Here is a 26,516-nt window from a genome sequence, read left to right as displayed (position 1 = left end):
CCGGAGAGGACGCCATGAAAGACGCCCTAATCGATTTCGATACCGTCGACCAGCCCACCGACGACATGTTGCCGATGATCGTTGACAGTTTCGCCGGCGGCGGCGGCGCCAGCACCGGGATCGAACTGGCGCTCGGGCGCAGCCCGGACGTGGCGATAAACCACAACGCGCAGGCGCTGGCGCTGCATGAGGCCAACCACCCCGAAACCCTCCATCTGGATTCCAACATCTGGGACGTGGACCCGGTCGAAGTCTGCGCGGGGCGCAAGGTCGGGCTGCTCTGGGCCAGCCCGGACTGCAAGCATTTCAGCAAGGCCAAGGGCGGCGCCCCGAAGGATCGCAACATCCGCGATCTGGCATGGATCATCGTTCGCTGGGCGCGCTTCGTGAAACCCGACGTGATCCTGATGGAGAATGTCGAGGAATTCCGCACCTGGGGCCCGGTGGGCGAAGACGGCCAGCCGATCAAGGAACTGGCCGGCCTGACCTTTGACGATTGGGTCACGGCACTGCGGGAAGCGGGATACAAGATCGAATGGCGCGAATTGCGCGCGTGCGATTATGGCGCGCCGACGATCCGCAAGCGGTTCTTCATGGTGGCGCGGCGCGACGGGCGCAAGATCGTGTGGCCCAAGCCGACCCACGGCGATCCGAATTCCGACGCGGTGAAGGCGGGAAAGCTGAAACCGTACCGCACCGCCGCCGAATGCATCGACTGGTCGATCCCCTGCCCGTCGATCTTCGACACCGGCGCCGAGATCAAGGCAAAGCTCGGACTGACCGCAAAGCGGCCGCTGGCGCCCAACACGCTGGCCCGGGTGGCGCGCGGGATGAAGCGCTATGTGCTGGACGCCCAAAGCCCCTACCTGGTCAACCTGACCCATGGCGGCCGGGTCGAGGCGGCGACCGATCCTTTCCGCACGATCACCGGCGCGCGCCGCGGCGAAAAGGCGGTGGTGTCGCCGTATGTCACCAGGTTCAATTCCGGCGCCACGGGTTCGCCGATCGGCGACCCTCTTCCGACCGTGACCGCCAACAGCTACGTCAAGCGCCCCGGAGGCGCGGCGCCGCTCGGATTGATCGCGCCGTCTCTGGTCAGCGTGGCGCACGGATATAGCGGCGGTCGCCGCGAATATCCCGCGACTATTCCGATGGGCACGGTGACCTCTGGTGGAATTGCGAACGCGATCGTCGCGCCCTCACTGATGAGCCTGAAAGGCACCGCGCGGCGGTCTTCCGCGATCACCAGCCCCCACCCGACCGTATTGGCCGGCGGCGGTCATTCCGCCGTCATCGCGCCGGTGCTGACCTATGCCCAGCATGGCGGCCAGGTCCGCGACATTCTGGACCCGGTCCACACGATCACCGCCAGCAAGAAGGACAACAACTCGCTTATAATCCCGACGCTTGTTGGCTGTGGCGGCCGGGCCGGTCAGAGCAGGCCGCGCGCAGGCGACGAACCGATGGCGACGGTCACCGCGAAAGCGGATGGATGTTTGGCGACCGCATTTCTGGCGCAGCACAACAAGGCGCGGCAAGGCTTCAACCCGGGCCGGCCGGTGGACGCGCCGATTTCGACGCTGACCGGCAGCGGATCGCAACAGAGCGCCGTCGCCGCCTTCTTCGCGAAGTATTACGGCACCGGTGACGGGGCCCGCATGGACGAACCATGCCACACCGTCACGGTGCGCGACCGGTTCAGCCACGTGCAGGCCGAGCTGTCCGCGCCGAGCTTCGGCCCCGAACACGAGGCGAAGGCGCGGCAGGTCGCTGAATTCCTGCGCAAATACGACGCCTGGGACGGCGGTGAATACGTCACCCTGACCGTCGGCGGCGAAACCTTCGTCGTGGTCGATATCGGCATGCGGATGCTGACCCCGCGCGAGCTGTTCAACGCGCAGGGCTTCCCGCCCGACTACGTGATCGAAGGCGTATGGAAGCAGGACGGCGACGACTGGACGTTCGCGCCCTTCACCAAGAACGTTCAGGTCAGTTGCTGTGGCAACAGCGTCTGCCCGGACCTGGCCGAGGCGCTGGCGGCCGCGAACTGCCGGCACCTGATGACGAAAGAGAAGCTGATGGAGCTGGACAAGGGCGACAGAATGACTGCGAAGGCAAGCTGACATGCCAAAGTGCCGAGCCAGTAAAGCTGAGATCACCCGCGCGGTGGAGGCGACGCAGAAATGCGGCCTGTCGGTATCCGGCGTCGAGATCGAACCTGACGGCACGATCCGAGTGCTGACAATCACTGTGGACAAGCCGCAAAAACCTACTGATGCTAGGGAGCCGAAACAGTGGTGACAGGCGGTGACGACATGAAGGTGCAATACCCCGGTCTTGTTGAGGAATCTCTGCCCTCCGGGAATATCCGTTACCGGGTCAGGCAGGAAGGAAACCCACGGCGCCGGATCCGGCTAACCGTTGGCCCTGATCACCCAGAGTTCATCGAGCAATACCTTGCCGCCCGTGCAGGCAAGCAACCACAGAAAGCCAATCCGCGCGTCTCCAATGCGATTCCGCAGTCCATCGAATGGTTGGCCCTGAAATACCAGGACGCGATGGACAAGATGGTTGAGAACGACTTGATGTCTCCGGATACGAAAAAGCAGCGCAAGTCGATGCTGAACCGGTTCTCTGCAAAATACGGTGAATATGCGCTCCAAATGCCGAGCGAAAAATTGGTCGAATACCGCGACGAATTGTCGGACACGCCCGGCGCGGCAGACAACATGGTGAAGACCATCCGCGCGATGTATGTCTGGGCGATCGAGCGCGGTATATGCTCGGTCAACCCGGCGACGGGCATCGGCAAGATCAACCGCGGCAAGGGCGGCGCGAAGCCGTGGACCGTCGAGGATCTGCAAAACTACAAGGACGTGCACCCGCCAGGAACCCCGGCTCACCTTTGCCTTACCCTGTTCATGTTTACTGCCTGCCGGATCAGCGATGCGATCCGCTTGGGACGTGGCAATGAGGAAATGATCGATGGCGTTCGCGCCCTGCGCTGGCAGCCGACGAAGAAGGGATCGGCGGAAGTCGTTATCCCGATCATGCCCCCACTCTACAAGGCCACGCGCGCCCCGAAGGTTCAGGGAGAGACCTACCTGCTGAGCGAATACGGCCGCCCGTTCAAATCGCCAGAGGGGCTTCGCAACAGATTCCGCAAGTGGTGCGACGATGCTGGTCTTGAAGGCCTGTCCAGCCACGGGATCCGCAAGGCGACCGGACACCTGCTGGCCCACGAAGGCTGCACCCAATACCAGATCATGACCATCCACGGACACACCCAGGCAAAGACATCAGAGGTCTACACGCAGGGCGTGGAGAGGTGGAGACTCGCCGCAGATGCAATGCGAAAATTGGAAGGCATGGAGTGGTAATGTGTCCCACGCGCAAAATTTCGTGGGACACATTTGCACCCAACGCATTGATTTTATAGTAATATTTTCGGTGGTTGGTAGGCCCGGCAGGATTCGAACCTGCAACCAAAGCGTTATGAGCGCTCTGCTCTAACCGTTGAGCTACAGGCCCACCTTGCAACCTGATTAGGCGCAGCGCTCCGAACCGTCAAGCAGGTTCACCGCTGCGTTGCCACCCCCGCCGCCGGAACGGCTTCCGGGTCCGTGCTAAAGCGGCCCAGCATCCTTTCCGGCATGAAATTGCCCGAATTTGCCCCCTTTCCCCCACAGGCAGGCCGAAAATTCTTCCCGAATTCGACGTAGGATTCCACAAGGCCCGGCGCTTTCTTTGGCGCCGGGCCATGTCCCGGAAGGAGTATCAGTATGGCCACGTCCAAGCCGCCGAACCAGACCAAGGATGCCCCGGCGCAACCGCCGCGGCAGTTGCCGGAACCGCACCAAACCGCGCCCGACAAGGATCACCCGGTCTTTCCCGATTACGCAAGCATCTGAGTGACCCCGCCGACGAACCCGGTTAAACTGGGCCCATGACGCCCGTAAGTACGATCCGAAATCTCGGCCCCGCCGTAGAACAAGCCTGCGCCCGTGCCGGCATCCATTCGGCCGAAGAATTGCGCGCCCTCGGGCCCGACACCGCCTATGCCCGCCTGATCGGCAGCGGCACCCGCCCCCATTTCATCGGCTATTATGCATTGGTCATGGGATTGCAGGGACGGCCCTGGAACGATTGCCAGGGCAAGGAAAAGGACGACCTGCGCGCCCGTTTCGACGCGATCAAGGCGGCGGCAAGCCCCGCCAAGTCCGAACGTTCCGAAATCGAACGCGTTCTCGATGAAATCGGCGTCATCGAAAAGGCGCGATAGGTCATCGTCCCGACGCTTCGAACTTGGCGGGCGGCGGGACGAAAACGCTATACCCGCAAAGCCGGCAATCCCACCCCGGTGCTGTCGAAGCCGCCATCGGCGGCGATCACCTGTCCGGTGACATAGCTGGCCTTGTCCGAACACAGGAACACGATCACGTTGGCGATCTCCTCCTCGCTGCCATAGCGGTTCAGCGGGATCGCGTCGTGATAGGCGTCGATGATTTCCTGGCTGTGCACCGCCATCGCCAGCTTGGTGCGCACCGGCCCGGGACAGACGCAATTGGCGCGGATACCGAATTCGCCCAGTTCCGCCGCCTGCTGCTTGGTCAGCTGGATCACCGCCGCCTTCGAGGTGCCGTAGGCCACCCGCAGGGTCGAGGCGCGCAAGCCAGAGATCGATCCGATGTTCACGATCGCCCCCTTGGTGTCCTTGAGCGCCGGGGTTGCCGCCTGCGTGCACAGGAAGGTGCCGTCCAGATTGGTCGCCATCACCCGCCGCCACATGGCGAAATCGCAGTCCTCGATCGGGCCGAATTCGGCCACGCCTGCGTTGTTGACCAGCGCGTCGATCCGCCCGGAGGCCTCCAGCGTGTCTGCCATGATCGCCGCCACCTGGTCGGGATCCGAAATGTCACAGGGCAGCGCCTTGGCCTGCGCCCCCAGCGGGGCCATCGCCCTGTCCAATTCCTCGCGGTCCCGGTCGACAAGGGCCACTGCCCAGCCCAATTCCAGAAACTGCTTCGCCGTCGCCAGCCCGATCCCCCGGGCCGCGCCGGTCACGATGGCGCATTTTTGCATTCCGTTCCTCCCTTTTTCCGGCGCAAGCTAGCGGCTTGGTTTTGCACATGAAAGCAAAAAGGCCGCGCCCGAAGGCGCAGCCCTTGCCGAACCGCCCTGCCCGCCGGGTCAGGCGAACAGCGTGCCGTTTATCGCCGACAGAGGATCGCTGCCGGTCAGGTCGCCCACCAGCAAGGGATTGTCGAGATAGGTGTCGTATCCCATGTCCTCCAGCGCGGCGACCGACATTTCCGACAGGTAGTTCGACGCGTTGATATAGCCGGTCATGATTTCGGACCCGAAGGTCACCTCGTCCCAGTGGCCGCCTGCGGTGCCCGCGCCGCCATCCATCTCGATCGGAACGCCCGTTGCCGTGCCGCCCGAAAGGGCCACGAAATCGGTATTGTAGACCTCGGTCGCCATTGCCCCGGCAAACGTCAAATCGCCGGTCGTGATCGACCCCGAGGTCAGCCCCATCAGGTCCCACATGGTGCCGAAACCGATCGTGTGCATCATTTCGTGGAACACGATGTCGTCGAACAGGGCCAGCCCGTCGAAATATTCCGCATCTGCCACGTCGAATTGCATGATCCCCGCCACCGGCAGGTAATCCGCCGTGCGGTACACCGTCGGCCCGGCCTGCCCCAGGATGCCACCCGACCCGTCGATATCGGCCAGTTCGGCGGTGATCGTGATGTCGTCCGTGGCATAGGGCCCGGACAGGATATCGGCCACGTCGCCCAGGATGATCGAGCTTATGAAATCAGCCGCCGTCACGAAGGCATCCTGCAACGCGGAGGTCCATGTGCCGTTGAACACGATCTCGATATTGAAATCCGATCCCTCGGCGCTGCTGACGTACTCGGTCAGCAATCCGGTGTCGCCGCCGTCATTGCTCTTGCCGCCCTTGCCACCGCCCTTGCCGCCGCCACCGCCGCCGCCATCGGAACCGCCACCACCGCCCTTGCCACCGCCGGCACCGTCAGGTTTTGCCGAGGCTTCGCCATCGATCCGGTCGGTATCGCCGGTGTTCAGATCGTGCGAACTGAACGGGCTGCGCAAGGACTGCAGGGCCGGAGCCTCGGGCGTGGTGAAATGAAATTCATCGGGGTCTTGGTCGCCGGGACCATCCAGCCACGAAAACTGGTCCTCAAGCAGCGCCGCGAGATCGAGCAGGTCAAAGGAGCGTTCACCGCCCTTGGCCGCGTCGTCATTTTCCCCGGTCAGAACCTGCGGATCGAAAAACTCTAGTTCGAAGGCCATTCGTCTTCTCCTCTGTTTTCCCCACGCCACCCACAATGACAAAGGGTATCACGAATGTCGCCCATCCCCTAGGAAGTGCCGCCATCCCCAAGGTTTGGATTGGATTTACGAAGGCATATGTTTCCGCCCGAAGGACAATACGCGCTTTAACGCTTCATTAATGAAAAACCGCCGCACGGTTGCCCGTGCGGCGGTTACTTTAACCGTGCTAGAAAGTCCGGCTTAGCCGACCAGTTCCAGACCCGAGAAGAAATAGGCGATCTCGGTTGCGGCGGTGTCTTCGCCGTCCGAACCGTGGACCGAGTTTTCACCGATCGACAGGGCGAATTCCTTGCGGATGGTGCCTTCGTCGGCTTCGGCCGGGTTGGTGGCGCCCATCACTTCGCGGTTCTTGGCGATGGCGTTTTCGCCTTCCAGGACCTGCACGACGATCGGCTCGGAAGCCATGAATTCGCACAGTTCGTCATAGAACGGACGCTCGGCATGCACGGCATAGAACACGCCGGCCTGCGCCTTGGTCAGGTGGATCCGCTTCTGCGCGATGATGCGCAGGCCTGCGGCTTCCAGCTTGGCGTTGATGGCGCCGGTCAGGTTGCGCTTGGTGGCGTCGGGTTTGATGATCGAGAAGGTGCGTTGAATGGCCATGGTATTGTCCTCGGTTACCTGGGGCCGGGCGCTGGCCCGGCGGCATGAAAATCGCCGCCCCACTACCATGCGCATTGCCGTTTGAAAAGCCGCAATCACACCGGTTGCAGGCGTCTCTCATGGTTGCGGATCACGTATGCCGCGAACACGCCGGCGAGGCTCATCGCCGCCATCGCGCCCAGCAGGACATAGACCCCCATCGGCCCGCCCACCATGGCGCTGACCAGCGGCGTCAGCACCGCGCCCGCCGCCACCGTCAACGCGCCCGACAGGCCCGAGGCGCTGCCCGCAAGATGCGGTGCAACCGACATAACGCCCACGTTGGCCCCCGGCAGGGTCAACCCGTTGCCAAATCCCAGCACGACCGCGCCGCCGAACAATACCGCCGGGTGAAACAGGCCGATCGCCAGCAGCCCCATCGCCCCCGCCGTGCCGATCAGGGAGGCCCAGCGTCCCGACACGATCAGCGCCATGGTCCCCACCCGTGCCCCGATCCGCGTCGCGACAAGGTTGCCCGCCATGAATCCCACTGCCGTCGCGCCCATCATCAGGCCCAGGCTGCTGGGGCTCAGCCCGAAGGCTTTTTCACCGACCTGCGGCGCGCCGGCCAGGTAGGCGTAAAAGCCGCCGATGGAAAAGATCAGGCAGGCGCAGTAAGCCCAAAACGGGCCCGATCGCAGCAGGTCCGGATAGGTACGGAACTGGGCGCGGAAACTGTTCTGCCGTTTCAGGTTGGTTTCGGCCAGATCGATCCAGCTCAGCACGAACATCGCCGCCCCTGACAGCGCGAAGACCCAGAAATTCGACCGCCAGCCGAACACCTCGCCCAAGGCTCCGCCCAGCATCGGAGCCAGCAGCGGCGCCAGTGCCATCGCCGATCCGACCACCGCCAGAAGCCGCGTCGCCTCGGCCGGTTCGGCCACGTCGCGGATCACCGCCCGCGACAGCACCATGCCCGACACCACGCCCGCCTGCAGCATCCGGAAGCCGAGGAAGATCCACACGTTGCCCGCCAAGGCGCAACCGACCGACGCCAGCGTGAAAAGCGCCAGCCCGCCCAAGATCAGCGGCCTGCGCCCGATCATGTCCGATACCGGCCCCATCACCAGCTGCAACACCGCCGAAACGCCGAGGTAACCGCCAATCGACAGCGACACGACCGAATAGGGCGCGCCGAAATCGGTCGCGATATGGCTCAGCGATGGCAGGAACATGTTCAGCGACATCACCGCAAGCGACGTCAGCAGGATCAGCGTCAGAAGACGCGGTTTCGCGCGGGGGGACTGCATCGGAATTCCGTTAACAGGTTAACCGGTTTCAGGATACGCTTCTGCGTCGCGCCATGCAAGGCGAGGCGCGGAACGACGGTACGGCACTCTAAATACGCGCGCCCGATTGACACCCCTCGCACCCTCTGGCACTCCGCCGTCATGTTGCGCATCGATGATCTTACCTATTCCATCGAGGGCCGCCCTTTGTTCGAGGGCGCCTCGGCCACGATTCCCACCGGCCACAAGGTCGGCCTGATCGGCCGCAACGGCGCCGGCAAGACGACGCTGTTCAAGCTGATCAAGGGCGACCTGCACGCCGATAGCGGATCGATCTCGATTCCGGCCCGCGCCCGTATCGGCGGCGTCGCGCAGGAAGTGCCGGGCAACGAGGTGTCGCTCCTGGACACGGTGCTGGCCGCCGATACCGAACGCGCCGCGCTGATGGCCGAGGCGGAAACCGCCACCGATCCCGGCCGCATCGCGGACATCCAGACCCGGCTCGCCGATATCGACGCCTGGAGCGCCGAAGGCCGCGCCTCCTCGATCCTGCGCGGTCTGGGGTTCGATGCCGAGGAACAGAAAATGCCCTGTTCCGCCTTCTCGGGCGGCTGGCGGATGCGGGTGGCCTTGGCCTCGGTGCTGTTCGCGCAGCCCGATTTCCTGCTGCTCGACGAACCGACAAACTACCTCGACCTCGAAGGCGCGCTGTGGCTGGAAAGCTACCTGGCGCGCTACCCGCACACGGTGATCATCATCAGCCACGACCGCGACCTGCTGAACCGCGCGGTGGGCTCGATCCTGCATCTCGAGAACCGTCAGCTGACCTACTACACGGGGACTTACGACCAATTCGCCCGCCAGCGCGCCGAACAGCGCGCGGTGCAGGCGGCGCAGGCCAAGAAACAGGAAGCGCGCCGCGCCCATCTGCAAAGCTTCGTCGACCGGTTCAAGGCCAAGGCCTCGAAGGCCAAGCAGGCGCAATCCCGGGTCAAGATGCTGGAAAAGATGGACACGATCCGCGCCCCCGAGGATGCCGCGCGCACCGTCTTCACCTTCCCCGAACCCGAGGAACTGTCGCCGCCGATCATCTCCACCGAAAGCGTGGATGTTGGATATGACGGACAGGCGGTGCTGAAACATCTGGACCTGCGCATCGATCAGGACGACCGGATCGCGCTGCTGGGCAAGAACGGCCAGGGCAAATCCACGCTGGCGAAACTACTGTCGGACCGGCTGCCCCCGATGGAAGGCAAGATCAACCGTTCCTCGAAGCTGCGCATCGGCTTCTTCGCCCAGCACCAGGTCGACGAACTTTATGTCGACGAAACCCCGATCCAGCACCTGCAACGCGAATTGCCTGGCGAACATCCCAGCAAGCTGCGCGCACGGCTGGCCGGCTTCGGGCTGATGGCAGAACAGGCGGAAACCGAAGTCGGGCGTCTGTCGGGCGGGCAGAAGGCGCGGCTGTCGCTGCTCTTGGCCACCCTGCCCGCGCCGCATCTGCTGATCCTCGACGAACCGACCAACCACCTGGACATCGAAAGCCGCGAAGCGCTGGTCGAGGCGCTGACCGCCTATTCCGGCGCGGTCATCCTGGTCAGCCACGACATGCACCTGTTGTCGATGGTGGCCGACCGGCTGTGGCTTGTGAAGGACGGCGCGGTGACGCCCTACGAGGACGACCTCGATGCCTATCGCAAGATGCTGCTGCAGTCCGATCAGCCGCCGAAAGCCGAAAAGCCCAAGGCGCCCCCGCCGAAACGCCCCAGCCGCGACGCCGTGCTGGCCCTGCGCGCCGAGGTGCGCAAATGCGAAGAACGCATGGGCAAGCTGACCGAGATGGACAAGAAGCTGCAAACCCGGCTGGCCGATCCGGCACTGTTTTCCGAACGCAAGGGCGAGGCGGTGGTTCTGCAGAAGAAATACGCCGAACTGCGCGACGCGATGGAGCGTGCCGAGGCGATGTGGATGGACGCGCTGGAAAAGCTGGAAGCGGCGGAAGCCTAGGACGCCGTTCCAACACGGCAAACGGCCCATGGCGCATCCCGACGCGGGCAGCAGCGGACAGCAACTCCGCTGCGCGCAGGTCATCCCTGTTCGTCGTGCACCACGATATTGAATCCTTCGTCCGGCGATGGCGCCACGAAGTGTTCGGAAAACCGGCGAAACTGCGCCTCGGTCACCGCAAACGGATGATCGCCTTGTGCGTTGCGTTCGCGCAGCCGCGCCAGGCAGAGCTCGTCTGACGAAACCAGCAGGTGAAGCTGGTGAGACGCGTTGGTCGCCTCGAGGATGCCACGCATCCAATCGCGGTTTTCAACCGTGTTGGCGGGGAAGTCCAAGACAACCGAAACCCCCGCGTTCAGCAGGGTCGTGATGTGTGGGCCCATGACCTTTCGCAGTTTCGACGCACACCGCACGTAATCCGATGGCGATGACATTTCCTCGGCAAAAAGGGCGTTCAGCCAATCGTCCTCGGCGATCAGGACCGTTCCGTCCAGGCCCGCCAGCCTTGACGCCAGCGTGGATTTTCCCGCAGCGATTTTTCCGCACAGCATGTGCAGCGTAGGAGATGTAAGAGACATTGCAGATAACCTTGTTCGGCGCATCACGCGCATCAGACGTTCAGAAATCGACCACCCGGCCCGGTCTGTCAGGCCGGGACCGTAATTCGGTTTTGACGCCGCGCGCCGATTTTCTGCATCAAGGTTTTCATGCCGGGTGTTTGGCACACAACCGAAGGTGTGTCCACCCGCAAGCACATTCCATCGCTCCGAACTCTACCGCGGCGTCGTCACCCGCGCGGAGCTTGGCCCGGATTTCGGCGAAAACCCCTTCCCGCCTCACAAAGGGCGCGGGCATGGCCGCCCAGCCTCGCGGATCGGGTAGCGGTCATGGACGTTGCGCTTCTATGATGCTGAACGTGCTGTTCGTCGCGATGGTCGAAATATGCCTCAACCCCGAATGGGCCAGCAGATCGGCGAATTCCTGTTCAGTACGAATTGCCCCACCCTCCATTACCAGAAAGAACAGATCGAGAAACGCCATTGCCTGACGGCCGGGATCGCCTGCGGGCGGCAGAACCCTGTCGATTATCAGAACCTTTCCATCCGTCGGGAGCGCCCTCTCCACCGATTTCAGGATTTGGACCGCATCCTTGTCCGGCCAGTCCGCCAGCAAATTGCACAAAGTGTAGGCGTCCGCACCGGCGGGCACCTCCTCAAAGAAACTGCCCCCAATGGCGTCGCATCTGGCCAGCACCCCAGCCGATTGCAATATCGGCTTGGAATGTCGCACGACATCTGGCTGGTCGAACAGAATACCGTGCATTTTCGGGTATGCGCGCAGCAGGATGGTCAAGAAAGTTCCGCGCCCTCCTCCGATGTCCGCCACCGCATCAATTCCCGTGAAATCATAAGCGTCCAGAACGGCGGGGGCCCAGTCAAGCGACACCGCAGCCAAGGCATTGTCGAAACGGGCCGCGCGCCTTTCCTCCTCCGCCAGGTAGTCGTAGAACGTCTTTCCGTGCACTTTCGGAAAGGCCGCCCGGCCCGTCCTGAGACTGAAGGGCAGTTCCACCCATGCCGCGTAGTTTTCGACCCCTATGCGCGCCGCGTCCCTGAGCCCGGGCGCAAGGGAACCAAGCGCAAACCGCCCGTCGGGCGTTTCCTTGAAAAGATCGATCGTGCAGAGTGCGCGCAAGAACCGGAAAAGGGCTGAGCCATCGGTATCGGTTTCTGCGGCGAGTTCGGAGGCGGTCTTGGGGCCATCCTTCAATTTCTCGACGAGATCCAATTCGTCGGCCGCAAGAAGCGCCCGCGCCACCTGATACCCCGTTACCAGTTGGCGTATCTTCTGCGTATCAGCTGCCCCCGTGCTATTCATGATCGGCCGTCCTTCTAATGTCAGACTGCGCGCGCCTGAAAACATTACCACAAAGATCGCTGCAAAGGCAGCTTCGCAAGCTGACAGCAGCCCATCGCCCTAAAACCAACGGCGCCTGTTGACGGTGCAGTTCCAGTTTTTCCGAAAGCCGCACAGGGGCCGTGGCCCCCGCCCCCGGCGGTGAGCCCCGCTCAATCCGCGACCAAAGATGCGTAGCCTGTCGGGACACCGGAACTGCACCGGTTGCATCCGCGCTGTCGATGTCCCCTAATGGCGGCATCGGACTTTCATGACGAGATCCATCCCATGCCGATGCCCTGGACCTACCGACATGCCAGCCGCGAATGGCGCGGCTTTCTGGACGATGCGCGCGACGCGATGGGGCTGGAAACCGACAACCTGGCCTATACCGCGATCCAGGGCGTGCTAAAGGCGTTCCGCCGCCGATTGACGCCGCAGCAGGCCATCGCCTTCGCGCAAGTATTGCCGACGGTGCCGCGCGCGATCTTCGTCGCCGACTGGGACTTTGCCGAAGGCCCCGTCGCCCCCGGAACCCGCGCCGACTGGACCGCCGAGGCCAAGGCGCTGCGTCCCGATCACAACCTGACGCCCGACAATTGCGTCGAGGCCACAGCCATCGCCCTGCGCAAATCGGTGCGCCGCGACGATCTGGACCGGGTGCTGGCCACCCTGCCCTGTTTCGCCCGTGACTTCTGGCACACGCCCTCGGTCGATCCCGCGACGCTGGGACCGCGGATCCTGTAGGCCGGTCCGCCGCGCCCGGCGCAATTGCGGACAAGAACGACAAGGGGGGAACGGTTCGGCCGCGTCGTGCGGACACCGGGCGGGAAAAAATTTGACGCATTTTCGCTTGACGGGTACCATTTGGTTACATTTCAACCCAAACGATTAGGTGCCGCATGAGCGAAAAAGAACTCGAATCCATCAAGCAGAAGCTTTCCGACCTCGAAGCACAAATTTCGGATATCGACCTCGACCGGGTCCGGTCCAAGAAGGGCAGCAAGCTGAAGGACCGCATGGTCGCCGCAGACCTGGAAGCCGGCCGGCAGCGGCTGAGCGCCCTGGAGGAAATCCTGGACGACATCGACCCCGAAGACCGCAGCGCCGCGATGCGGGCCAAGCTGAAAGACCGCATGTAAGATGGCCGCGATTTCGCACCGCGTGAAATCGGTCTCGGAAAAGCCCATCCATATCTTCGACGATATGTTCAGCGAGGAACAGAAGAAACGGGCCTTCAACCTTTTCGCCCACGCGGATTACACATTCCTGCACGCCTCCCGGCAGGACACCACCCGGGTTCGGGAATGGTCGGCCGAATTCGCCGTTGACGATTTCCGGCAGCATTGGCTTCACGATGCGCTGAGGGACATCGCCTGCGAAGCGACGGGCCTGAATGACCTGTCCTGTTATGACGTGTTTTGCAACGCGTCCCGCTTCGGCGACCAGACCTTCATTCACACCGATTCCACCCGCGCGGGGGACATTTCCGTTCTGTACTACGTGAACACCGAATGGGAACCGGACTGGGCCGGCGAAACCATTTTCCTGACCGACGACTACGAACCGGAGCTGGCGGTCGGGATGAAGACGGGGCGCGTGCTGGTCTTTGGCGGCGACGTTCTGCACCGGGCCGGCCTGCCTTCGCGCATCTGACCGAGGTCCGGCTGACCCTGAGCGCTCGCTTCGAACCCAGGGCGGACTGAAACCACGCTGCGCCGGTTCGACCCGGCAACGGCCCGCCCGCAAACCGTTTTGTGCGGGCGGGGTTGCCCGATACTGGACAGGCCAACGGCATTAGGATAGCCGAAGTCCATGGACAGCGCCTTTCTCATCACCGGTTTCGTCACGCTTTTCGTGATCATGGACCCGATCGGGCTGACCCCGGTCTTCGTCGCCCTGACCCAGGGCATGCCGCAATCCAGACGCCGCCAGATCGCGTTGCGCGGCTGCCTGATCGCTGGCCTGCTGCTCAGCCTCTTCGCGCTCTTTGGCGAAGCAGTGCTGGGTTTCGTCGGCATCTCGATGCCCGCCTTCCGCATCGCCGGTGGCATCCTGCTGTTCCTGACCGCCTTGGACATGCTGTTCCAGCGCCGGGCGCAACGACGCGAGGATCAGGCCGAGGAGGAGGATCACAGTAACGACCCGTCGGTTTTCCCGCTCGCCATGCCGCTGATCGCGGGGCCAGGATCGATCGCCACGATCATCCTGCTGACCGGCCAGCATCCGGGGATCTGGGGGCTGACGATGGTGCTGGGGATCATGCTGGCGGTACTGATGATCGCGCTTGTGCTGTTCCTGTCGGCAGGACTGCTGGAACGCGCACTCGGCAAGACCGGGATCAACGTGGTCACCCGGCTGCTGGGTATGCTCTTGGCTGCACTGTCGGTACAATTCGTGCTGGACGGGCTGAAGGCCTTCGGCTTCGCCGCCTGACAAGGACGTTCCCTGGCGCGGAAAGCGCCGTGAAATCCATCGCGGGTTTCGCCTGATCCGGGATCAGTGGACCTTGAATTCCCCCACCACGTTGCGCCATTCGCCGGGCGAAATCATCTTGCGATGGTTGAAGCGCACCGAATGCAGCGGCCCGTCGATTTCGCGCTGCCAGAAGTCGATGAAGTCGAACAGCCTCGGATGGTCCGGGGCAAGGTCGTAATCCTGCCAGATGAAGCTGTTCAGCACATGCACGTGATCGGGCATGTGGTAGTAGAATTCGGCCGTGGTCAGCCCATAACCTTTCAGCATCAATTCGGTTTCTGAAATCTCCATGTTGCACCTCTTTTTGACTACCCGTGTAAACAGAGTGCCATCTTCATTTTAATTGTCAATAAAAACAGAGTGTTAGCACCCATTCACGAGCGCTGCCAAATGCAGGCGCATGCGACCATTGCACCCCATATCATGGCTCTGATATAAGTCATGTAACAAAATATAGACAATCGAACAGAGCGGTTACCCCAAGTGAGCGATACGCCAGAAACCCCTGAAAACGAAGACAAAAACACGCCCGAACGCCCGGCCTACGAAGGCCCCAGCGTGTCCATCACGGACGAGATGAAAACCTCTTATCTCGACTATGCGATGAGCGTGATCGTCTCGCGCGCGATCCCCGATCTGCGCGACGGGTTGAAACCGGTGCACCGGCGCATCCTCTATGCCATGCACGAAACCGGCAACAGCCACGACAAGCCGTACCGCAAATCGGCCCGTCCAGTCGGCGACGTGATGGGTAAATACCACCCCCACGGCGACAGCGCGATCTATGACGCGCTGGTTCGGATGGCGCAGGATTTCTCGATGTCGCTGCCGCTTCTGGACGGTCAGGGCAACTTCGGCTCGATGGACGGCGACAACCCGGCGGCCATGCGCTACACCGAGGTGCGCATGGACAAGCCGGCGGCCTTCCTGCTGAGCGACATCGATAAGGAAACCGTCGATTTCCAGGACAACTACGACGGCAAGGACCGCGAACCCACGGTCCTGCCCGCGCGGTTCCCCAACATGCTGGTCAACGGCGCCGGCGGCATCGCGGTGGGCATGGCCACCAACATCCCGCCGCACAACCTGGGCGAAGTGATCGACGCCTGCCAGGCGCTGATCGTCAATCCCGATCTCAGCTCCGAGGAACTGATCCAATACGTGCCGGGCCCCGATTTCCCCACCGGGGGCATCATGCTGGGCCGGTCCGGCGCGCGCAAAGCCTACCTTGAGGGGCGCGGCAGCGTCATCATCCGGTCCAAGACCCGGGTCGAGGAAATCCGCCGCGACCGTTACGCCATCGTCATCGACGAAATTCCCTATCAGGTGAACAAGGCCTCGATGATCGAAAAGATCGCCGAACAGGTCCGCGACAAGAAGATCGAAGGCATCGCCCATGTGCAGGACGAATCCGACCGCAACGGCGTCCGGGTTGTGGTCGAACTGAAACGCGACGCCACGCCCGAGGTGGTGCTGAACCAGCTGTTCCGCTTCACCCCGATGCAGACCTATTTTGGCTGCAACATGCTGGCGCTGAACGGCGGCCGGCCGGAAACGCTGACCCTGCGCCGCTTCCTGACCAGCTTCATCGATTTCCGCGAAGACGTGGTGGCGCGGCGCACCGCCTATGAACTGCGCAAGGCGCGCGAACGCAGCCACATCCTGTGCGGTCTGGCCGTCGCCGTTTCGAACGTGGACGAGGTGGTCGCCACCATCCGGTCCTCGGCCGACGCGGCGGAAGCGCGCGAAAAGCTGATGACCCGGCGCTGGCCCGCCGCCAGCATCGCCGAATACATCCAGCTGATCGACGATCCGACCCACAAGATGAACGAGGACGGGACCTACAACCTGTCCGAAACCCAGGCTCGCGCGATCCTCGAACTGCGGCTGCAGCGCCTGACCCAGATCGGGGTCAAGGAAGTCACCGACGAATTACAGGCACTGGCCGAAAAGATCCGCGAATGCCTTGAAATCCTCGCCTCGCGCGAACGGATCATGGCGATCATCTCGGACGAACTGGCCGAGGTGAAGGATCAGTTCGCCGTGCCGCGCCGGACCGAGATCGTCGACTGGTCGGGCGACATGGAAGACGAGGACCTGATCGAACGCGAAGACATGGTCGTGACGGTCACGAGCGGAGGCTACATCAAGCGGACCCCGCTGGCCGATTTCCGCGCTCAGAGACGCGGCGGCAAGGGGCTGTCGGGGATGCAGACCAAGGAAGAGGACGTGGTCACCACCCTTTTCGTGGCCAATACCCACACCCAGCTTCTGTTCTTCACCACAGACGGTATGGCCTACAAGCTCAAGACCTGGCGCCTGCCGCAGGGCGGGAGGACCTCGAAGGGCAAGGCGATCGTCAACATCCTGCCGATCCCGACCGGGGTGTCGATCGCCGCGATCATGCCGGTCGACCGGCCCGAGGACGAATGGGCCGACCTGCAGATCGTGTTCGCCACCAGCGCCGGCGACGTGCGCCGCAACGCGCTGAGCGACTTCACCAACGTGATGCGCAACGGCAAGATCGCGATGGACCTGCCCGAAGGGGTGGAACTGGTCAACGCGCGCATCGCATCCGAAGACGACGACGTCATGCTGGTGACCAATTCGGGCCGCGCGATCCGCTTCCCCACCACCGATGTGCGTGTCTTCAAGGGGCGTAAATCCACCGGGGTGCGCGGCATCCGCCTAGGCGTTGACGACCGCGTCGTGTCGATGTCGATCATCCGCCATTTCGAAGCCACCCCGGAAGAACGCGCCGCCTACCTGAAAATGCGACGCGCGGTGGCCGGTCTGGCCGACGATGCCGAGGCCGAAGAGGAACAGATCGAAGGCTCTATCACCCAGGAACGCTATGCCGAGATGTCGGCGGTGGAAAACCTGATCCTGACCATCACCGAAGGCGGGTCCGGCAAGCTCAGCAGCTCGCACGACTATCCGGTCCGCGGCCGTGGTGGCATGGGCGTGATGGCGATGGACAAGGCGATGCGCGGCGGTGACCTGATCGCCTCCTTCCCGGTCGATCTGGACAACCAGATCATGCTGGCCACCTCCAAGGGTCAATCGATCCGAGTGCCGGTGGATGGCATTTCGTTCCGCTCGCGCTCGGCCGGCGGCGTCAAGGTGTTCAACACCGGCAAGGGCGAAGTGGTCGTTTCCGTCGCCCGCATCGTCGAACAGGACGAAGAGGATGGCGACGAGGGACAGGACGGCTAATTCCCGCGCAAATCTCCGCGCGCGGGCGATGATCCAGCCGGATTTCCGCCACACCATAAAAAGGATGGGCTAAAATCAGCCCATCCTTTTTTATATCGACGCGATTGGCAATCAGATGAGCGCGTTCCGTTCCCTTGCCAGCGCGGCCGTATTCGCAATCGCCACGCCGCACACCGCTGCGGCTGCCCCCCTGCCTTCAAAGGCCTGGTGATACAGGAAGGCCCCGCAGGCCAACGGTATCAGCCCAGCAGGGCCACCAGCGCGTGCAAGGCCATGTAGATCACGATCACCGATCCGATGGTGTAGAAAGTCGCGCGCACCTCGTGGTTCTGCTTGGACAGATAGGCCCAGGCGTGCAGCAGCCGCGCGCCCACGAACCCGTACATCAGCCCCTGCGCCAGCCACAGCGGCGGCGCGGCGAAGACGAACAGCAGCCCCGCCGCCCAGAATCCGGGAATGTTTTCCAGATCGTTGCGATGCATCCGGCGCGACCGGTCGACGTAATCGTTGAGTTCGAGCTGATCATCGCGCGGGTGCGGGTTGAGCGGCGTCTGCCGCAGGTCCTCGGGGTTCACCAGCCCCGAGTCGCTTTTCATCATGCGGTAAACGGTCAGCCATCCCTGCCCCATGAGTTTCACAACCATCAGCGCGGCGGCGATCGCGTAGGTGACAAAAACCGGGTTGTCCGGGGTTAGGTATTGCATGTGCTATCCTCCGTTTTGCGAAGGGTAGCACAGGCCGGGTCAGGCTCCTATTACAGCCGGTAGATGCCGGCGAACTTGGCTTCCAGGTATTCCAGCAGCGGTTCCGGCCCCGGCGCGACGCCGCTGGCGCGTTCCACCACCTCGGCCGGTTCGTACAGCCCGCCATGGGTCTGCAGGTTGTCGCGCAGCCATCCGGTCGCCGGCGCCAGGTCACCCCGCGCCAACTGGTCCTGCAACCCGGGCACCGCCCCGCGCAAAGCCTGGTACAGGCACCCGGCATAGACGTTGCCCAGACTGTAGGTCGGGAAATACCCGAACAGGCCCACCGACCAGTGCACATCCTGCAGACAGCCGTTCGACGGCTTGTCCACGGCATAGCCGAAATCGGCCTCGAACCGGTCGTTCCACGCCGCTTCCAGATCGAAAACGTCCAGATCGCCCTGCATCAGCGCGCGTTCCAGATCGAACCGCAGCATGACATGCAGGTTGTACTGGACCTCGTCCGCCTCGGTCCGAATGTAGCCTTCGTGCACCCGGTTCACGCTGCGATAGAATTCGTCCGCATCCGCGATGCCGAAATCGCCAAACGTGTCCTTCATCTGGCCATAAAGCCAGCCGGTGAAGGCCGCGCTGCGGCCCAGCTGGTTCTCATAGATCCGGCTCTGGCTTTCATGCACACCCATCGACACGCCGCCGCCCAGCGGCGTCAGCAGATAGGCGTCGTCGATATTCTGCTCGTAGCAGGCATGGCCGACCTCGTGGATGGTCGAATAGAGGCAGTTGAACGGGTCCAGTTCGCTGGTCCGCGTGGTGATCCGCACGTCGTGGCCCGATCCGGAACTGAACGGGTGCACCGCCTTGTCGATCCGCCCGTGATGCAGGTCGTATCCGAAGGTGGTAGCCAGTTTCGCGGTCAGTTCCATCTGCTTGTCGGCGGGGAAATGCCCGCTGATCGCCTGCGGCGCTTCCGCCTCCAGCACCGCTTCGCGCAGCGCCACCAGACGCGGCCGCATCGCGCCGAACATCGCGCCCAGCTCGGCGGCGGTCATTTCGGGCTCATAGTCGTCGATCATCGCGTCATAGACATCGCCGCCATCGGCCAGCGCCTGACCTTCGCGGCGCTTCAACGCCACCACCTGTTCCAGCACCGGCAGGAAGGCCGCCACGTCCTCGTCGGCGCGCGCCTGCGCCCACTGGCCCTGCGCCTTGCTGGTCACCTTGGCGATCTCGGCGGCCAGATCCGCCGGCACCTTCATCGCCCGGGCATGCGCCTTGCGGATATGGCGCATCTGCGCCTGCCCGACGGGGTCCAGCGCCGCGTCATCGATCGCCGCCAGCCACTCGCCCACGCGCGGATCGGTGCGCCGGGCGTGCAGCACCTTTTCCATCGCTGCCATTTCGTCCGACCGCTGGTCGGCGGCACCGCGCGGCATCATCGTTTCCTGGTCCCAGCCCAGCCGGCCCGCAACCTGCGCCAACGCCATCGTGTCACGCTGAAACGCCATCAAATCGTCATATGCAGCCATCTTAAGCCCCCTTGATTTTCCCGACCACCGGATAGCCGCTCATGAAGCGCGCCCGCAGCACCAGCACCCAGACCATGACGGCGACCACCTGGTGGGTGATCGCCACATGCGCCTGCACCCCTGAAAACAGCACGTAGACGCCTAGGCTCACCTGCCCCAGCACCGCGATGAAGGCGGCGGTGAAGGCCGCCCGGGTGCCCGCATGGGCCGATTTGCGTCCCTTCAGGAAAGCCATGATGGAATAGGCCAGCAGCAGGTAGGCGACGCAGCGGTGGATGAACTGCACCAGACCGGGATTTTCGAAGAAATTGCGCCAGATCGGCGTGATCTCGAAAGCCCCCGGCGGCACCACCTGATCGCCCATCAAGGGCCAGTCGGTGAAGCTCTGGCCCGCATCGATCCCCGCCACCAAGGCGCCCAGCAGGATCTGCACGAAGGCCAGGTGCAGCCAGCCGGTGGAGATCCCCCACAGTTTGCGCTCGCTCGACCGGCGCGCCTGCATCAGATCTCGTTCCTCACGGCCCAGCAGGAAGACGTACCAGGCGATGAAACCCAGAATGATGAAGGCCAGCCCCAGATGGGTGGCAAGGCGGTAGCTGGCCACGTCCAGCATCGAGCCCGAAAGCCCGGAGCTGACCATCCACCAGCCCACGGCGCCCTGCACGCCGCCCAGGGCACCGATCAGCAGCAACCGCTGGGTCCAGCTGGCCGGGATCTGCCGCGCCGCAAGGAACCCGAGGAAGCCAAGTGCCCAGACCAGCCCGATCACCCGGCCCAGTTGCCGGTGGCCCCATTCCCACCAGTAGATCGATTTGAAATCGGAAAGTTCCATCCAGCTGTTCTGCAGCTGGAATTCCGGGATCGCCTTGTATTTGTCGAATTCTTCCTGCCAGTGCGCTTCGCTCATCGGCGGCAGCGCGCCGGTGACCGGCCTCCATTCGGTGATGCTGAGCCCGCTATCGGTCAGCCGGGTCAGCCCGCCCACCGCGATCATCGTTACCACCAGCGCGAAAAGAACGATCAGCCAGGCGCGAATGCCCCGCCGCGCGCCGCGCTTGGCCGCATCGATCATGCCGCCCTTCGGTTCCACCCTGGCCGCAGCATTGCTGCCAACCTCTTCGAAAATATTGCGTTTCTGGCTCATGCTGCCCTCCGGTTCCGGCGCAGAATATGGCGCGGTTTGGGCCGGGCGCAAGTGCGTCACCCTGCCCCGTTATTTTCAGTCCTGGCGGTTCTTCCAGCGCACCATCTGGCGCAGCATGCCGTGGAACATCTGCACGTCGGCGCGCGTCAGCGGCATCCGGCTCCACAGGTTGCGCAGGTTGACCTTCATGCCCTCCGCCTTGGCCTCGGGGAAAAAGAACCCGGCCTCGTCCAGCCGTTCCTCGTAATGCTGCGACAGCTTTTCCACCTCGATCGCGCTGGCCCAGTCGGTTTTCGCCATCTCGACCCGCTCGTGCTCGATCTCGACCGACTGGCGGCGCCATTCATAGGCGGTCAGCAACACGCATTGCGCCAGGTTCAGGCTGAAGAATTCCGGGTTCACCGGCACGGTGATGATCGCGTTGGCGCGCGCCACGTCCTCGTTTTCCAGCCCCGCGCGTTCGGGGCCGAACATGACGGCGACCTTTTCACCGGCAGCGATCTTTTCGCGCGCCAGCTCCATCGCCTTCTCCGGGCTGTAAACCGGTTTGGTCAGCCCCCGCCCCCGCGCGGTGGTGGCGAAGACGAAGTTGCAGTCATCCAGCGCCTCGGCCACCGATCCATAATGCCCCGCCTCGTCCAGCAGGCGCCCGGCGCCGCTGGCCATCGCCACCGCCTTCTGGTTCGGCCAGCCGTCGCGCGGTTCCACCACGCGCATCCGGTCCAATCCGAAATTCCACATCGCGCGGGCGGCGCCGCCGATATTTTCACCCATTTGCGGGCGTACCAAAACGAAGGACGGCTGCGGCATGGCACTTGGCATGATCGATCTCCGAAAAATCCACCGCCCGCTGATAGATCAGCACCGGGGCCAATCCAACCCCCAGCCGCTTTTTCTTGGCAAAAATACCCATATCCCGGCGCTGCGGCAGTCAAAACCGCGCGCCTTGGCGAACCGCCGCCACCCGCCTATCCTTTCCCGGCGGAGGAACGGTGATGGCTTATGACGAAGGCTTGGCGCAACTGATGCGCGACGATCTGGCCGGCGAAAGCGGCATTAGCGAAAAAAGGATGTTCGGCGGGCTCTGTTTTCTGCTGCATGGCAACATGGTCTGCGGCGTGCACAAGAACGGCGGCATGTTCCGCACTGGCAAAGAACGCGAGGCCGAGGCGCTGGCCATCGACGGCGCCCGGCCGATAGACTTCACCGGCCGCCGCATGGGCGGCATTGTCGACGTGGACGAAGACCTCATGGCGGACGATGCGCGCCGCGCCCGGCTGATGGCCCTGGCGCTGGCCCATACCCGCGCGTTACCTCAGAAGTAGCCAAGCGGAAAAATCCACGCTATAGCGGCGCGAAAGACCACGGAAGGAAGCACCCCATGGCCGAGATCGAGCAGCCGCAAATCTACCTGATCACCCCGTCGGAGTTCGAATTGTCGGACTTCCCGAACCGGCTGGCCGCGGTTCTGGACGCGCATGAGATTGCCTGTGTCCGGCTGGCGCTGGCCAGCCATGACGAAGACCGCATCGCGCGCGCCGGCGACGCGTTGCGCGAAGTCACCCATGCCCGCGACGTCGCGCTGGTGATCGAAAACCACATCCTGATGGTGGAACGGCTGGGGCTGGACGGCGTGCATCTGGGCGACGGGTCGCGGCTGGTGCGCAAGACGCGCAAGGCCTTGGGCGCGGATGCCATCGTCGGCGCCTACTGCGGCGCCTCGCGCCATGACGGCATGAACGCGGGCGAAGCGGGGGCCGATTACGTCAGCTTCGGCCCCGTCGGCGCCACCGATCTGGGCGACGGCACCGTGGCGGAAACCGACCTGTTCCAGTGGTGGTCGGAAATGATCGAAGTGCCGGTGGTGGCCGAAGGCGCGCTGAGCGCCGAAACGATCCGCACCCTGTCGCCGTTCACCGATTTCTTCGGCATCGGTGACGAGATCTGGTCGCAGGACGACGCTTCCAAAGCACTTACCGAGCTGAAATCGCACTTCGCCTGAACGGCCCTCAAGCCCCAGCCTGCAATCCTTTGAGGACCGCTTTGGCGGCCCTCAATCCGGGTGCCTCGCCGCCCTTGCCCAGCCGCTCCATCGTGGTCTGCATCGCGGCGCGCTGATCGCCGGGATCGTCCAGCACCTGTAAAACCGCCTCGGCGATCGGGCCCGGCTGGCAATCTTTCCCGATGAATTCCGGTACCGTGCGGGTATCGCTGACCAGATTGACCAGCGTCACCGTATCGACCTTCAGCATCCGCCCGATGATCTGCCGGCTGATCCAGTTCATGTCATAGGCGATCACCATCGGCGTGTCGGCCGCCGCCAGTTCCAGCGACACCGTGCCCGACGCCGCCAGCGCCGCGTCGGCCGCCGCGAAAGCCGCCGCCTTCTGTCGCTTGTACTCTACCGGATCGGTACCGCGCGGGTCCAGCACCAGTGGCACGACCGGCCAGTCGGCCACCGCCGAGCGCACCAGATCGGTCACGTTGCCGGTGGTCGGGATCACCGGCCGTATATCAGGGCGCTCGGCGACGACCCGGCGCAAGACGTCGCCGAAGACCGGCGCCAGACGCGACACCTCGCCCCTGCGGCTGCCCGGCAGCACCAGCAGAACCGGCGCATCGCCAAGCCCCTGTTCGGCCCGGAATGCCCCTGCTTCCCCGACGCTCGCCACCCGTTCGGCCACCACCGGGTGGCCGACGAAATCGCATTCCATCCCGGCCGCTTCCATATAGGGCGGCTCAAACGGGAACAGCGCCAGCACGTGGTCGATCACCTTGGCCATCTTCTGCGCCCGTCCGGCGCGCCAGGCCCAGACGGTGGGGGCAACGTAATGCACCGTGCGGATATCCGAGGCCGCCTTGACCCGCCGCGCCACGCGCAGGGAAAAATCGGGGCTGTCGATGGTGATCAGAACGTCCGGCTGCGCCGCGATCACCGCCTCGGCCGTCTGGTTGATCCGTCGCATCAGGTGGCGGTATTTCGGCAGGATCTCGGCGATCCCCATCACCGACAGCTCGTCCATCGGGAACAGGCTGTCGAGGCCCTCGGCCTGCATCAGCGGCCCGCCGACGCCCTGAAACTCGACCTCCGCCAGCTGCTTCAGTCCCGCCATCAGGGCCGCGCCCAGCTTGTCGCCCGACGCCTCGCCCGCGATCACGAAAACCCGGATCACAGCACCCGGCCCATGATGAAGATGCCGGCCTTTTCCGCCGCCGCGACCGTTTTGGCACGCTCAAGGATCAGGACCTGTCCGGCCTGCAAAACGATCCCCGCCAGCCCGGCCTTTTCGGCCCGCGCCACCGTGTCGGGGCCGATGGCGGGCATGTCGACGCGCAGGTCCTGACCGCGCTTGGCCGCCTTGACGAAGACGCCCTTGGCGCCCCGGCGCAAAGCCTCCGGCGTTTCGGCCACCGTGGTCAGCATGAAATCGGTGCCCTGCACGGTTTCCACGCCCAGGCACAGCCCGCCCGCCACGACACAGCCCTGCCCGACATCCACCGGCGCCAGCGCGTTCAGGATATCGGCGCCCCGATCGGCATCGGCCAGCTGTTCGTTCGAGGGTTCCGGCCCGGCCAACTGCCCCTCTTCGGCGGTCAGGCCCTCGACCAGTTCATGCGCGCCGACCACCTCGAATCCCTGCTCCTCGATGATTGCGATGATCACCCTGAGCAGGGCATCGTCGCCGCCATGCATCGCCGACAGCAGGCGCGGCGCCAGCGAGATCATCAGCGGATCGAAGGCAGAGGCATCGAGCGGCGGGCGCAACATCGACCCGGCCATCACCACCCGGGTGACGCCCATTTCGTTCAGCGCGTCGAACAGGCCGCCCAGTTTCTCGAAGGCATGGGAATGCAGATCGCCGCTCAGCTTATGCGGCACACCGTCGAACACCACCTTCACCGCGTCGGGTTGCGCAGCGGCGATTTCCACCGGCAGGCCGCCGTTTCCGGCAAGGATGGCCAGACGCCCCGGCATGGATCAGCGCGGGGTCAGGAACGAACGGTCGCTCGCCCCGGTGATGAAATCGACGATCTGACGGACGTAATCGCTTTCCGCCTCGTCGCCCAGGGCACGCGCGCGGTCCTGGAACGCGCCTTCGCCCTCGGCCAGTTGCCTCAGCGCGGTCCGCAGCGCCGAGATATCCGCGCGCGGCACGCCGCGCCGTTTCAGCCCGACAAGGTTCAGCCCGTCCAATTCGCCGCGCGGCGCCTGCACCAGCCCGAAGGGAATCACGTCGGCCGTCACCATGGTGACCGCGCCGATGATCGCGCCCTGCCCAATCCGCACCCATTGGTGCACACCCGACAGCCCGCCGATGATGACGTCGTCGCCGATCTGGCAATGGCCCGCGACGGCCGATTGGTTGACCACGATCACCCGGTCGCCGACGATCACGTCATGGGCGATGTGGCACCCGGCCATGAACAGCCCGTCATCGCCGACGCGGGTCAGCCCGCCACCGCCCTCGGTACCGCTGTTCATGGTCACATGTTCGCGGATGCGGTTTCGCTTGCCGATCTCCAGCCGGGTGTTTTCGCCCTTGAACTTCAGGTCCTGCGGGATTTCACCGATAGAGGCGAAGGGGAAAATCACCGTGTCTTCGCCGATCCGGGTCTGCCCGGTGACCACGACGTGGCTTTTCAGCACGACCCTGTCTTCCAGAACCACGTCGGGCCCGACGATGCAGAACGGCCCGATCTCGCAGCCCTCGCCGATCACGGCGCCCGGCTCGACGATCGCCGAAGGATGTATCTGCGCAGCCATGCGGTTATTCCTGCCCTGCGCTCAGGTCCATCATCGCGGTGAATTCGCATTCGCAGGCCATTTCGCCCTCGACCGTGGCCACGCCTGCGAATTTCCACACCTTGCCGCCCGGCTTGCCGCGCGTCGTGGTCACGTTCATTTCCAGAACGTCGCCCGGGACCACCATGCGGCGGAACTTGGCCTTGTCGATGGCCATGAAGTAAACCAGCATGTTCTTGTCAGCCATGTCCAGCGCGGTGCCCACCATCACCGCGGCGGTCTGCGCCATCGCCTCGACGATGGTGACGCCGGGCATGATCGGCTTACCGGGGAAATGGCCCTGGAAATGCGGTTCGTTCATGGTCACGTTCTTGATGCCGCGGCCCGACTGGTATCCGTCGATATCGACCACCTTGTCGACCAGCAGGAAAGGATAGCGATGCGGGATGATCCGCTGGATCAGGGCGATATCCGCGGTCAGAAGCTGCTCGGTCATTGTTTTATCCTTTCTGGCAAACGCGTCGCTTTTGCCGAATTCCCTAACAACAAGCCGGGGATTGG

General features: G+C 63.7%; 28 protein-coding genes and 1 tRNA gene. 12 read left to right on the top strand and 17 right to left on the bottom strand.

The window, feature by feature from the left end:
• The first annotated feature begins 14 nt into the window (after positions 1 to 14).
• Together IT775_RS12240 and IT775_RS12235 are read left to right on the top strand one after the other, a co-directional pair.
• Positions 15 to 2,123: a DNA cytosine methyltransferase gene (locus IT775_RS12240; RefSeq protein WP_212701398.1), complete on the top strand. Its 2,109-nt coding sequence runs from the start codon at positions 15 to 17 to the stop codon at positions 2,121 to 2,123.
• Positions 2,124 to 2,297: 174 nt separating this feature from the next.
• Positions 2,298 to 3,380, top strand: coding sequence for a tyrosine-type recombinase/integrase (locus IT775_RS12235; RefSeq protein ID WP_343231144.1), 1,083 nt, complete (start codon positions 2,298 to 2,300; stop codon positions 3,378 to 3,380).
• A gap of 75 nt (positions 3,381 to 3,455) precedes the next feature.
• Here the strand turns inward: IT775_RS12235 and IT775_RS12230 are convergent.
• Positions 3,456 to 3,531: transfer RNA gene (locus IT775_RS12230), tRNA-Ile, on the bottom strand.
• Positions 3,532 to 3,782: 251 nt separating this feature from the next.
• On the opposite strand from IT775_RS12230, the gene IT775_RS21455 reads away from it, so the two are divergent.
• Together IT775_RS21455 and IT775_RS12225 are read left to right on the top strand one after the other, a co-directional pair.
• Positions 3,783 to 3,911, top strand: a complete 129-nt coding sequence (locus IT775_RS21455; RefSeq protein WP_281414359.1) for a hypothetical protein — start codon at positions 3,783 to 3,785, stop codon at positions 3,909 to 3,911.
• A 35-nt stretch (positions 3,912 to 3,946) separates the two neighbouring features.
• Positions 3,947 to 4,282, top strand: a complete 336-nt coding sequence (locus tag IT775_RS12225) for a TfoX/Sxy family protein (protein WP_212701397.1) — start codon at positions 3,947 to 3,949, stop codon at positions 4,280 to 4,282.
• Between the two features lie 47 nt (positions 4,283 to 4,329).
• Here IT775_RS12225 and IT775_RS12220 read toward each other — a convergent pair whose 3' ends face one another.
• From IT775_RS12220 to IT775_RS12205, 4 genes are all read right to left on the bottom strand, one after another.
• A complete protein-coding gene (locus IT775_RS12220; protein WP_212701396.1) occupies positions 4,330 to 5,082 on the bottom strand; it encodes an SDR family NAD(P)-dependent oxidoreductase in 753 nt (250 codons plus the stop codon).
• A gap of 108 nt (positions 5,083 to 5,190) precedes the next feature.
• The gene (locus IT775_RS12215) at positions 5,191 to 6,324 is read right to left on the bottom strand and encodes a leishmanolysin-related zinc metalloendopeptidase (protein WP_212701395.1); all 1,134 of its coding nucleotides are present in this window, start codon (positions 6,322 to 6,324) and stop codon (positions 5,191 to 5,193) included.
• A gap of 222 nt (positions 6,325 to 6,546) precedes the next feature.
• Positions 6,547 to 6,969 carry a nucleoside-diphosphate kinase gene (gene ndk, locus IT775_RS12210; protein ID WP_212701394.1) on the bottom strand — a complete coding sequence of 141 codons (423 nt, stop codon included), beginning with the start codon at positions 6,967 to 6,969 and terminating at the stop codon, positions 6,547 to 6,549.
• Between the two features lie 95 nt (positions 6,970 to 7,064).
• The gene (locus IT775_RS12205; RefSeq protein WP_212701393.1) at positions 7,065 to 8,258 is read right to left on the bottom strand and encodes a multidrug effflux MFS transporter; all 1,194 of its coding nucleotides are present in this window, start codon (positions 8,256 to 8,258) and stop codon (positions 7,065 to 7,067) included.
• Positions 8,259 to 8,399: 141 nt separating this feature from the next.
• Between IT775_RS12205 and IT775_RS12200 the strand changes: the two genes are divergently transcribed.
• The gene (locus IT775_RS12200) at positions 8,400 to 10,247 is read left to right on the top strand and encodes an ABC-F family ATP-binding cassette domain-containing protein (protein WP_212701392.1); all 1,848 of its coding nucleotides are present in this window, start codon (positions 8,400 to 8,402) and stop codon (positions 10,245 to 10,247) included.
• An 80-nt stretch (positions 10,248 to 10,327) separates the two neighbouring features.
• Here the strand turns inward: IT775_RS12200 and IT775_RS12195 are convergent, their stop codons facing one another.
• Positions 10,328 to 10,825, bottom strand: a complete 498-nt coding sequence (locus tag IT775_RS12195) for a P-loop nucleotide/nucleoside kinase family protein (RefSeq protein ID WP_212701391.1) — start codon at positions 10,823 to 10,825, stop codon at positions 10,328 to 10,330.
• A 307-nt stretch (positions 10,826 to 11,132) separates the two neighbouring features.
• Positions 11,133 to 12,125 (bottom strand): methyltransferase, encoded by a 993-nt coding sequence (locus IT775_RS12190; protein WP_212701390.1) that lies wholly within the window; start codon positions 12,123 to 12,125, stop codon positions 11,133 to 11,135.
• Between the two features lie 270 nt (positions 12,126 to 12,395).
• On the opposite strand from IT775_RS12190, the gene IT775_RS12185 reads away from it, so the two are divergent.
• From IT775_RS12185 to IT775_RS12170, 4 genes are all read left to right on the top strand, one after another.
• Positions 12,396 to 12,890, top strand: coding sequence for a DUF2267 domain-containing protein (locus IT775_RS12185; protein ID WP_246525546.1), 495 nt, complete (start codon positions 12,396 to 12,398; stop codon positions 12,888 to 12,890).
• A 155-nt stretch (positions 12,891 to 13,045) separates the two neighbouring features.
• On the top strand, positions 13,046 to 13,285 hold the full coding sequence (locus IT775_RS12180) for a hypothetical protein (protein WP_212701389.1): 240 nt from the start codon (positions 13,046 to 13,048) through the stop codon (positions 13,283 to 13,285).
• Between the two features lies 1 nt (position 13,286).
• A complete protein-coding gene (locus IT775_RS12175) occupies positions 13,287 to 13,799 on the top strand; it encodes a 2OG-Fe(II) oxygenase (RefSeq protein ID WP_212701388.1) in 513 nt (170 codons plus the stop codon).
• A 159-nt stretch (positions 13,800 to 13,958) separates the two neighbouring features.
• Positions 13,959 to 14,579, top strand: a complete 621-nt coding sequence (locus tag IT775_RS12170; protein ID WP_212701387.1) for a MarC family protein — start codon at positions 13,959 to 13,961, stop codon at positions 14,577 to 14,579.
• A gap of 63 nt (positions 14,580 to 14,642) precedes the next feature.
• Here the strand turns inward: IT775_RS12170 and IT775_RS12165 are convergent, their stop codons facing one another.
• The gene (locus IT775_RS12165; protein ID WP_212701386.1) at positions 14,643 to 14,912 is read right to left on the bottom strand and encodes an usg protein; all 270 of its coding nucleotides are present in this window, start codon (positions 14,910 to 14,912) and stop codon (positions 14,643 to 14,645) included.
• Positions 14,913 to 15,104: 192 nt separating this feature from the next.
• On the opposite strand from IT775_RS12165, the gene gyrA reads away from it, so the two are divergent.
• Entirely contained in the window at positions 15,105 to 17,837 is a 2,733-nt protein-coding gene (gene gyrA, locus IT775_RS12160; RefSeq protein ID WP_212701385.1) for a DNA gyrase subunit A, read from the top strand.
• A 239-nt stretch (positions 17,838 to 18,076) separates the two neighbouring features.
• On the opposite strand, the gene IT775_RS12155 is transcribed toward gyrA, so the two are convergent.
• The 5 genes from IT775_RS12155 to IT775_RS12135 all read right to left on the bottom strand — a co-directional run bounded on the left by IT775_RS12155 (position 18,077) and on the right by IT775_RS12135 (position 22,124).
• Complete coding sequence (locus tag IT775_RS12155) at positions 18,077 to 18,541, bottom strand: MAPEG family protein (protein ID WP_212701384.1); 465 nt, start codon at positions 18,539 to 18,541, stop codon at positions 18,077 to 18,079.
• Between the two features lie 50 nt (positions 18,542 to 18,591).
• A complete protein-coding gene (locus IT775_RS12150; protein WP_212701383.1) occupies positions 18,592 to 20,067 on the bottom strand; it encodes a carboxypeptidase M32 in 1,476 nt (491 codons plus the stop codon).
• Position 20,068: 1 nt separating this feature from the next.
• Entirely contained in the window at positions 20,069 to 21,211 is a 1,143-nt protein-coding gene (ctaA, locus tag IT775_RS12145) for a heme A synthase (RefSeq protein WP_212701382.1), read from the bottom strand.
• 75 nt (positions 21,212 to 21,286) lie between these two features.
• A complete protein-coding gene (locus IT775_RS12140) occupies positions 21,287 to 22,033 on the bottom strand; it encodes an RNA methyltransferase (protein ID WP_212701381.1) in 747 nt (248 codons plus the stop codon).
• Positions 21,978 to 22,124 (bottom strand): hypothetical protein, encoded by a 147-nt coding sequence (locus tag IT775_RS12135; RefSeq protein ID WP_212701487.1) that lies wholly within the window; start codon positions 22,122 to 22,124, stop codon positions 21,978 to 21,980. Before IT775_RS12135 ends, IT775_RS12140 begins: the two co-directional genes overlap by 56 nt.
• A gap of 82 nt (positions 22,125 to 22,206) precedes the next feature.
• On the opposite strand from IT775_RS12135, the gene IT775_RS12130 reads away from it, so the two are divergent.
• On the top strand, positions 22,207 to 22,536 hold the full coding sequence (locus IT775_RS12130) for a TfoX/Sxy family protein (protein ID WP_212701380.1): 330 nt from the start codon (positions 22,207 to 22,209) through the stop codon (positions 22,534 to 22,536).
• 56 nt (positions 22,537 to 22,592) lie between these two features.
• The gene (locus IT775_RS12125) at positions 22,593 to 23,213 is read left to right on the top strand and encodes a thiamine phosphate synthase (protein ID WP_212701379.1); all 621 of its coding nucleotides are present in this window, start codon (positions 22,593 to 22,595) and stop codon (positions 23,211 to 23,213) included.
• Positions 23,214 to 23,220: 7 nt separating this feature from the next.
• Here the strand turns inward: IT775_RS12125 and lpxB are convergent, their stop codons facing one another.
• The 4 genes from lpxB to fabZ are packed head-to-tail and all read right to left on the bottom strand — an operon-like array spanning position 23,221 to position 26,451.
• Complete coding sequence (gene lpxB / locus IT775_RS12120; RefSeq protein ID WP_212701482.1) at positions 23,221 to 24,381, bottom strand: lipid-A-disaccharide synthase; 1,161 nt, start codon at positions 24,379 to 24,381, stop codon at positions 23,221 to 23,223.
• Positions 24,381 to 25,187, bottom strand: coding sequence for an LpxI family protein (locus IT775_RS12115; protein ID WP_212701378.1), 807 nt, complete (start codon positions 25,185 to 25,187; stop codon positions 24,381 to 24,383). The genes lpxB and IT775_RS12115 overlap by 1 nt, the downstream gene beginning before the upstream one ends.
• A 3-nt stretch (positions 25,188 to 25,190) precedes the next feature.
• Positions 25,191 to 25,976 (bottom strand): acyl-ACP--UDP-N-acetylglucosamine O-acyltransferase, encoded by a 786-nt coding sequence (lpxA, locus tag IT775_RS12110; protein WP_212701377.1) that lies wholly within the window; start codon positions 25,974 to 25,976, stop codon positions 25,191 to 25,193.
• Between the two features lie 4 nt (positions 25,977 to 25,980).
• The gene (fabZ, locus tag IT775_RS12105) at positions 25,981 to 26,451 is read right to left on the bottom strand and encodes a 3-hydroxyacyl-ACP dehydratase FabZ (RefSeq protein ID WP_212701376.1); all 471 of its coding nucleotides are present in this window, start codon (positions 26,449 to 26,451) and stop codon (positions 25,981 to 25,983) included.
• Between the last annotated feature and the right edge of the window lie 65 nt (positions 26,452 to 26,516).

Origin of the sequence: Thalassovita aquimarina (assembly GCF_018219815.1) — a bacterium.
Taxonomy (GTDB): domain Bacteria; phylum Pseudomonadota; class Alphaproteobacteria; order Rhodobacterales; family Rhodobacteraceae; genus Thalassobius; species Thalassobius aquimarinus.
Note: the sequence above shows the minus strand (reverse complement) of the source record. Positions and strands in the feature narration are given on the sequence as shown.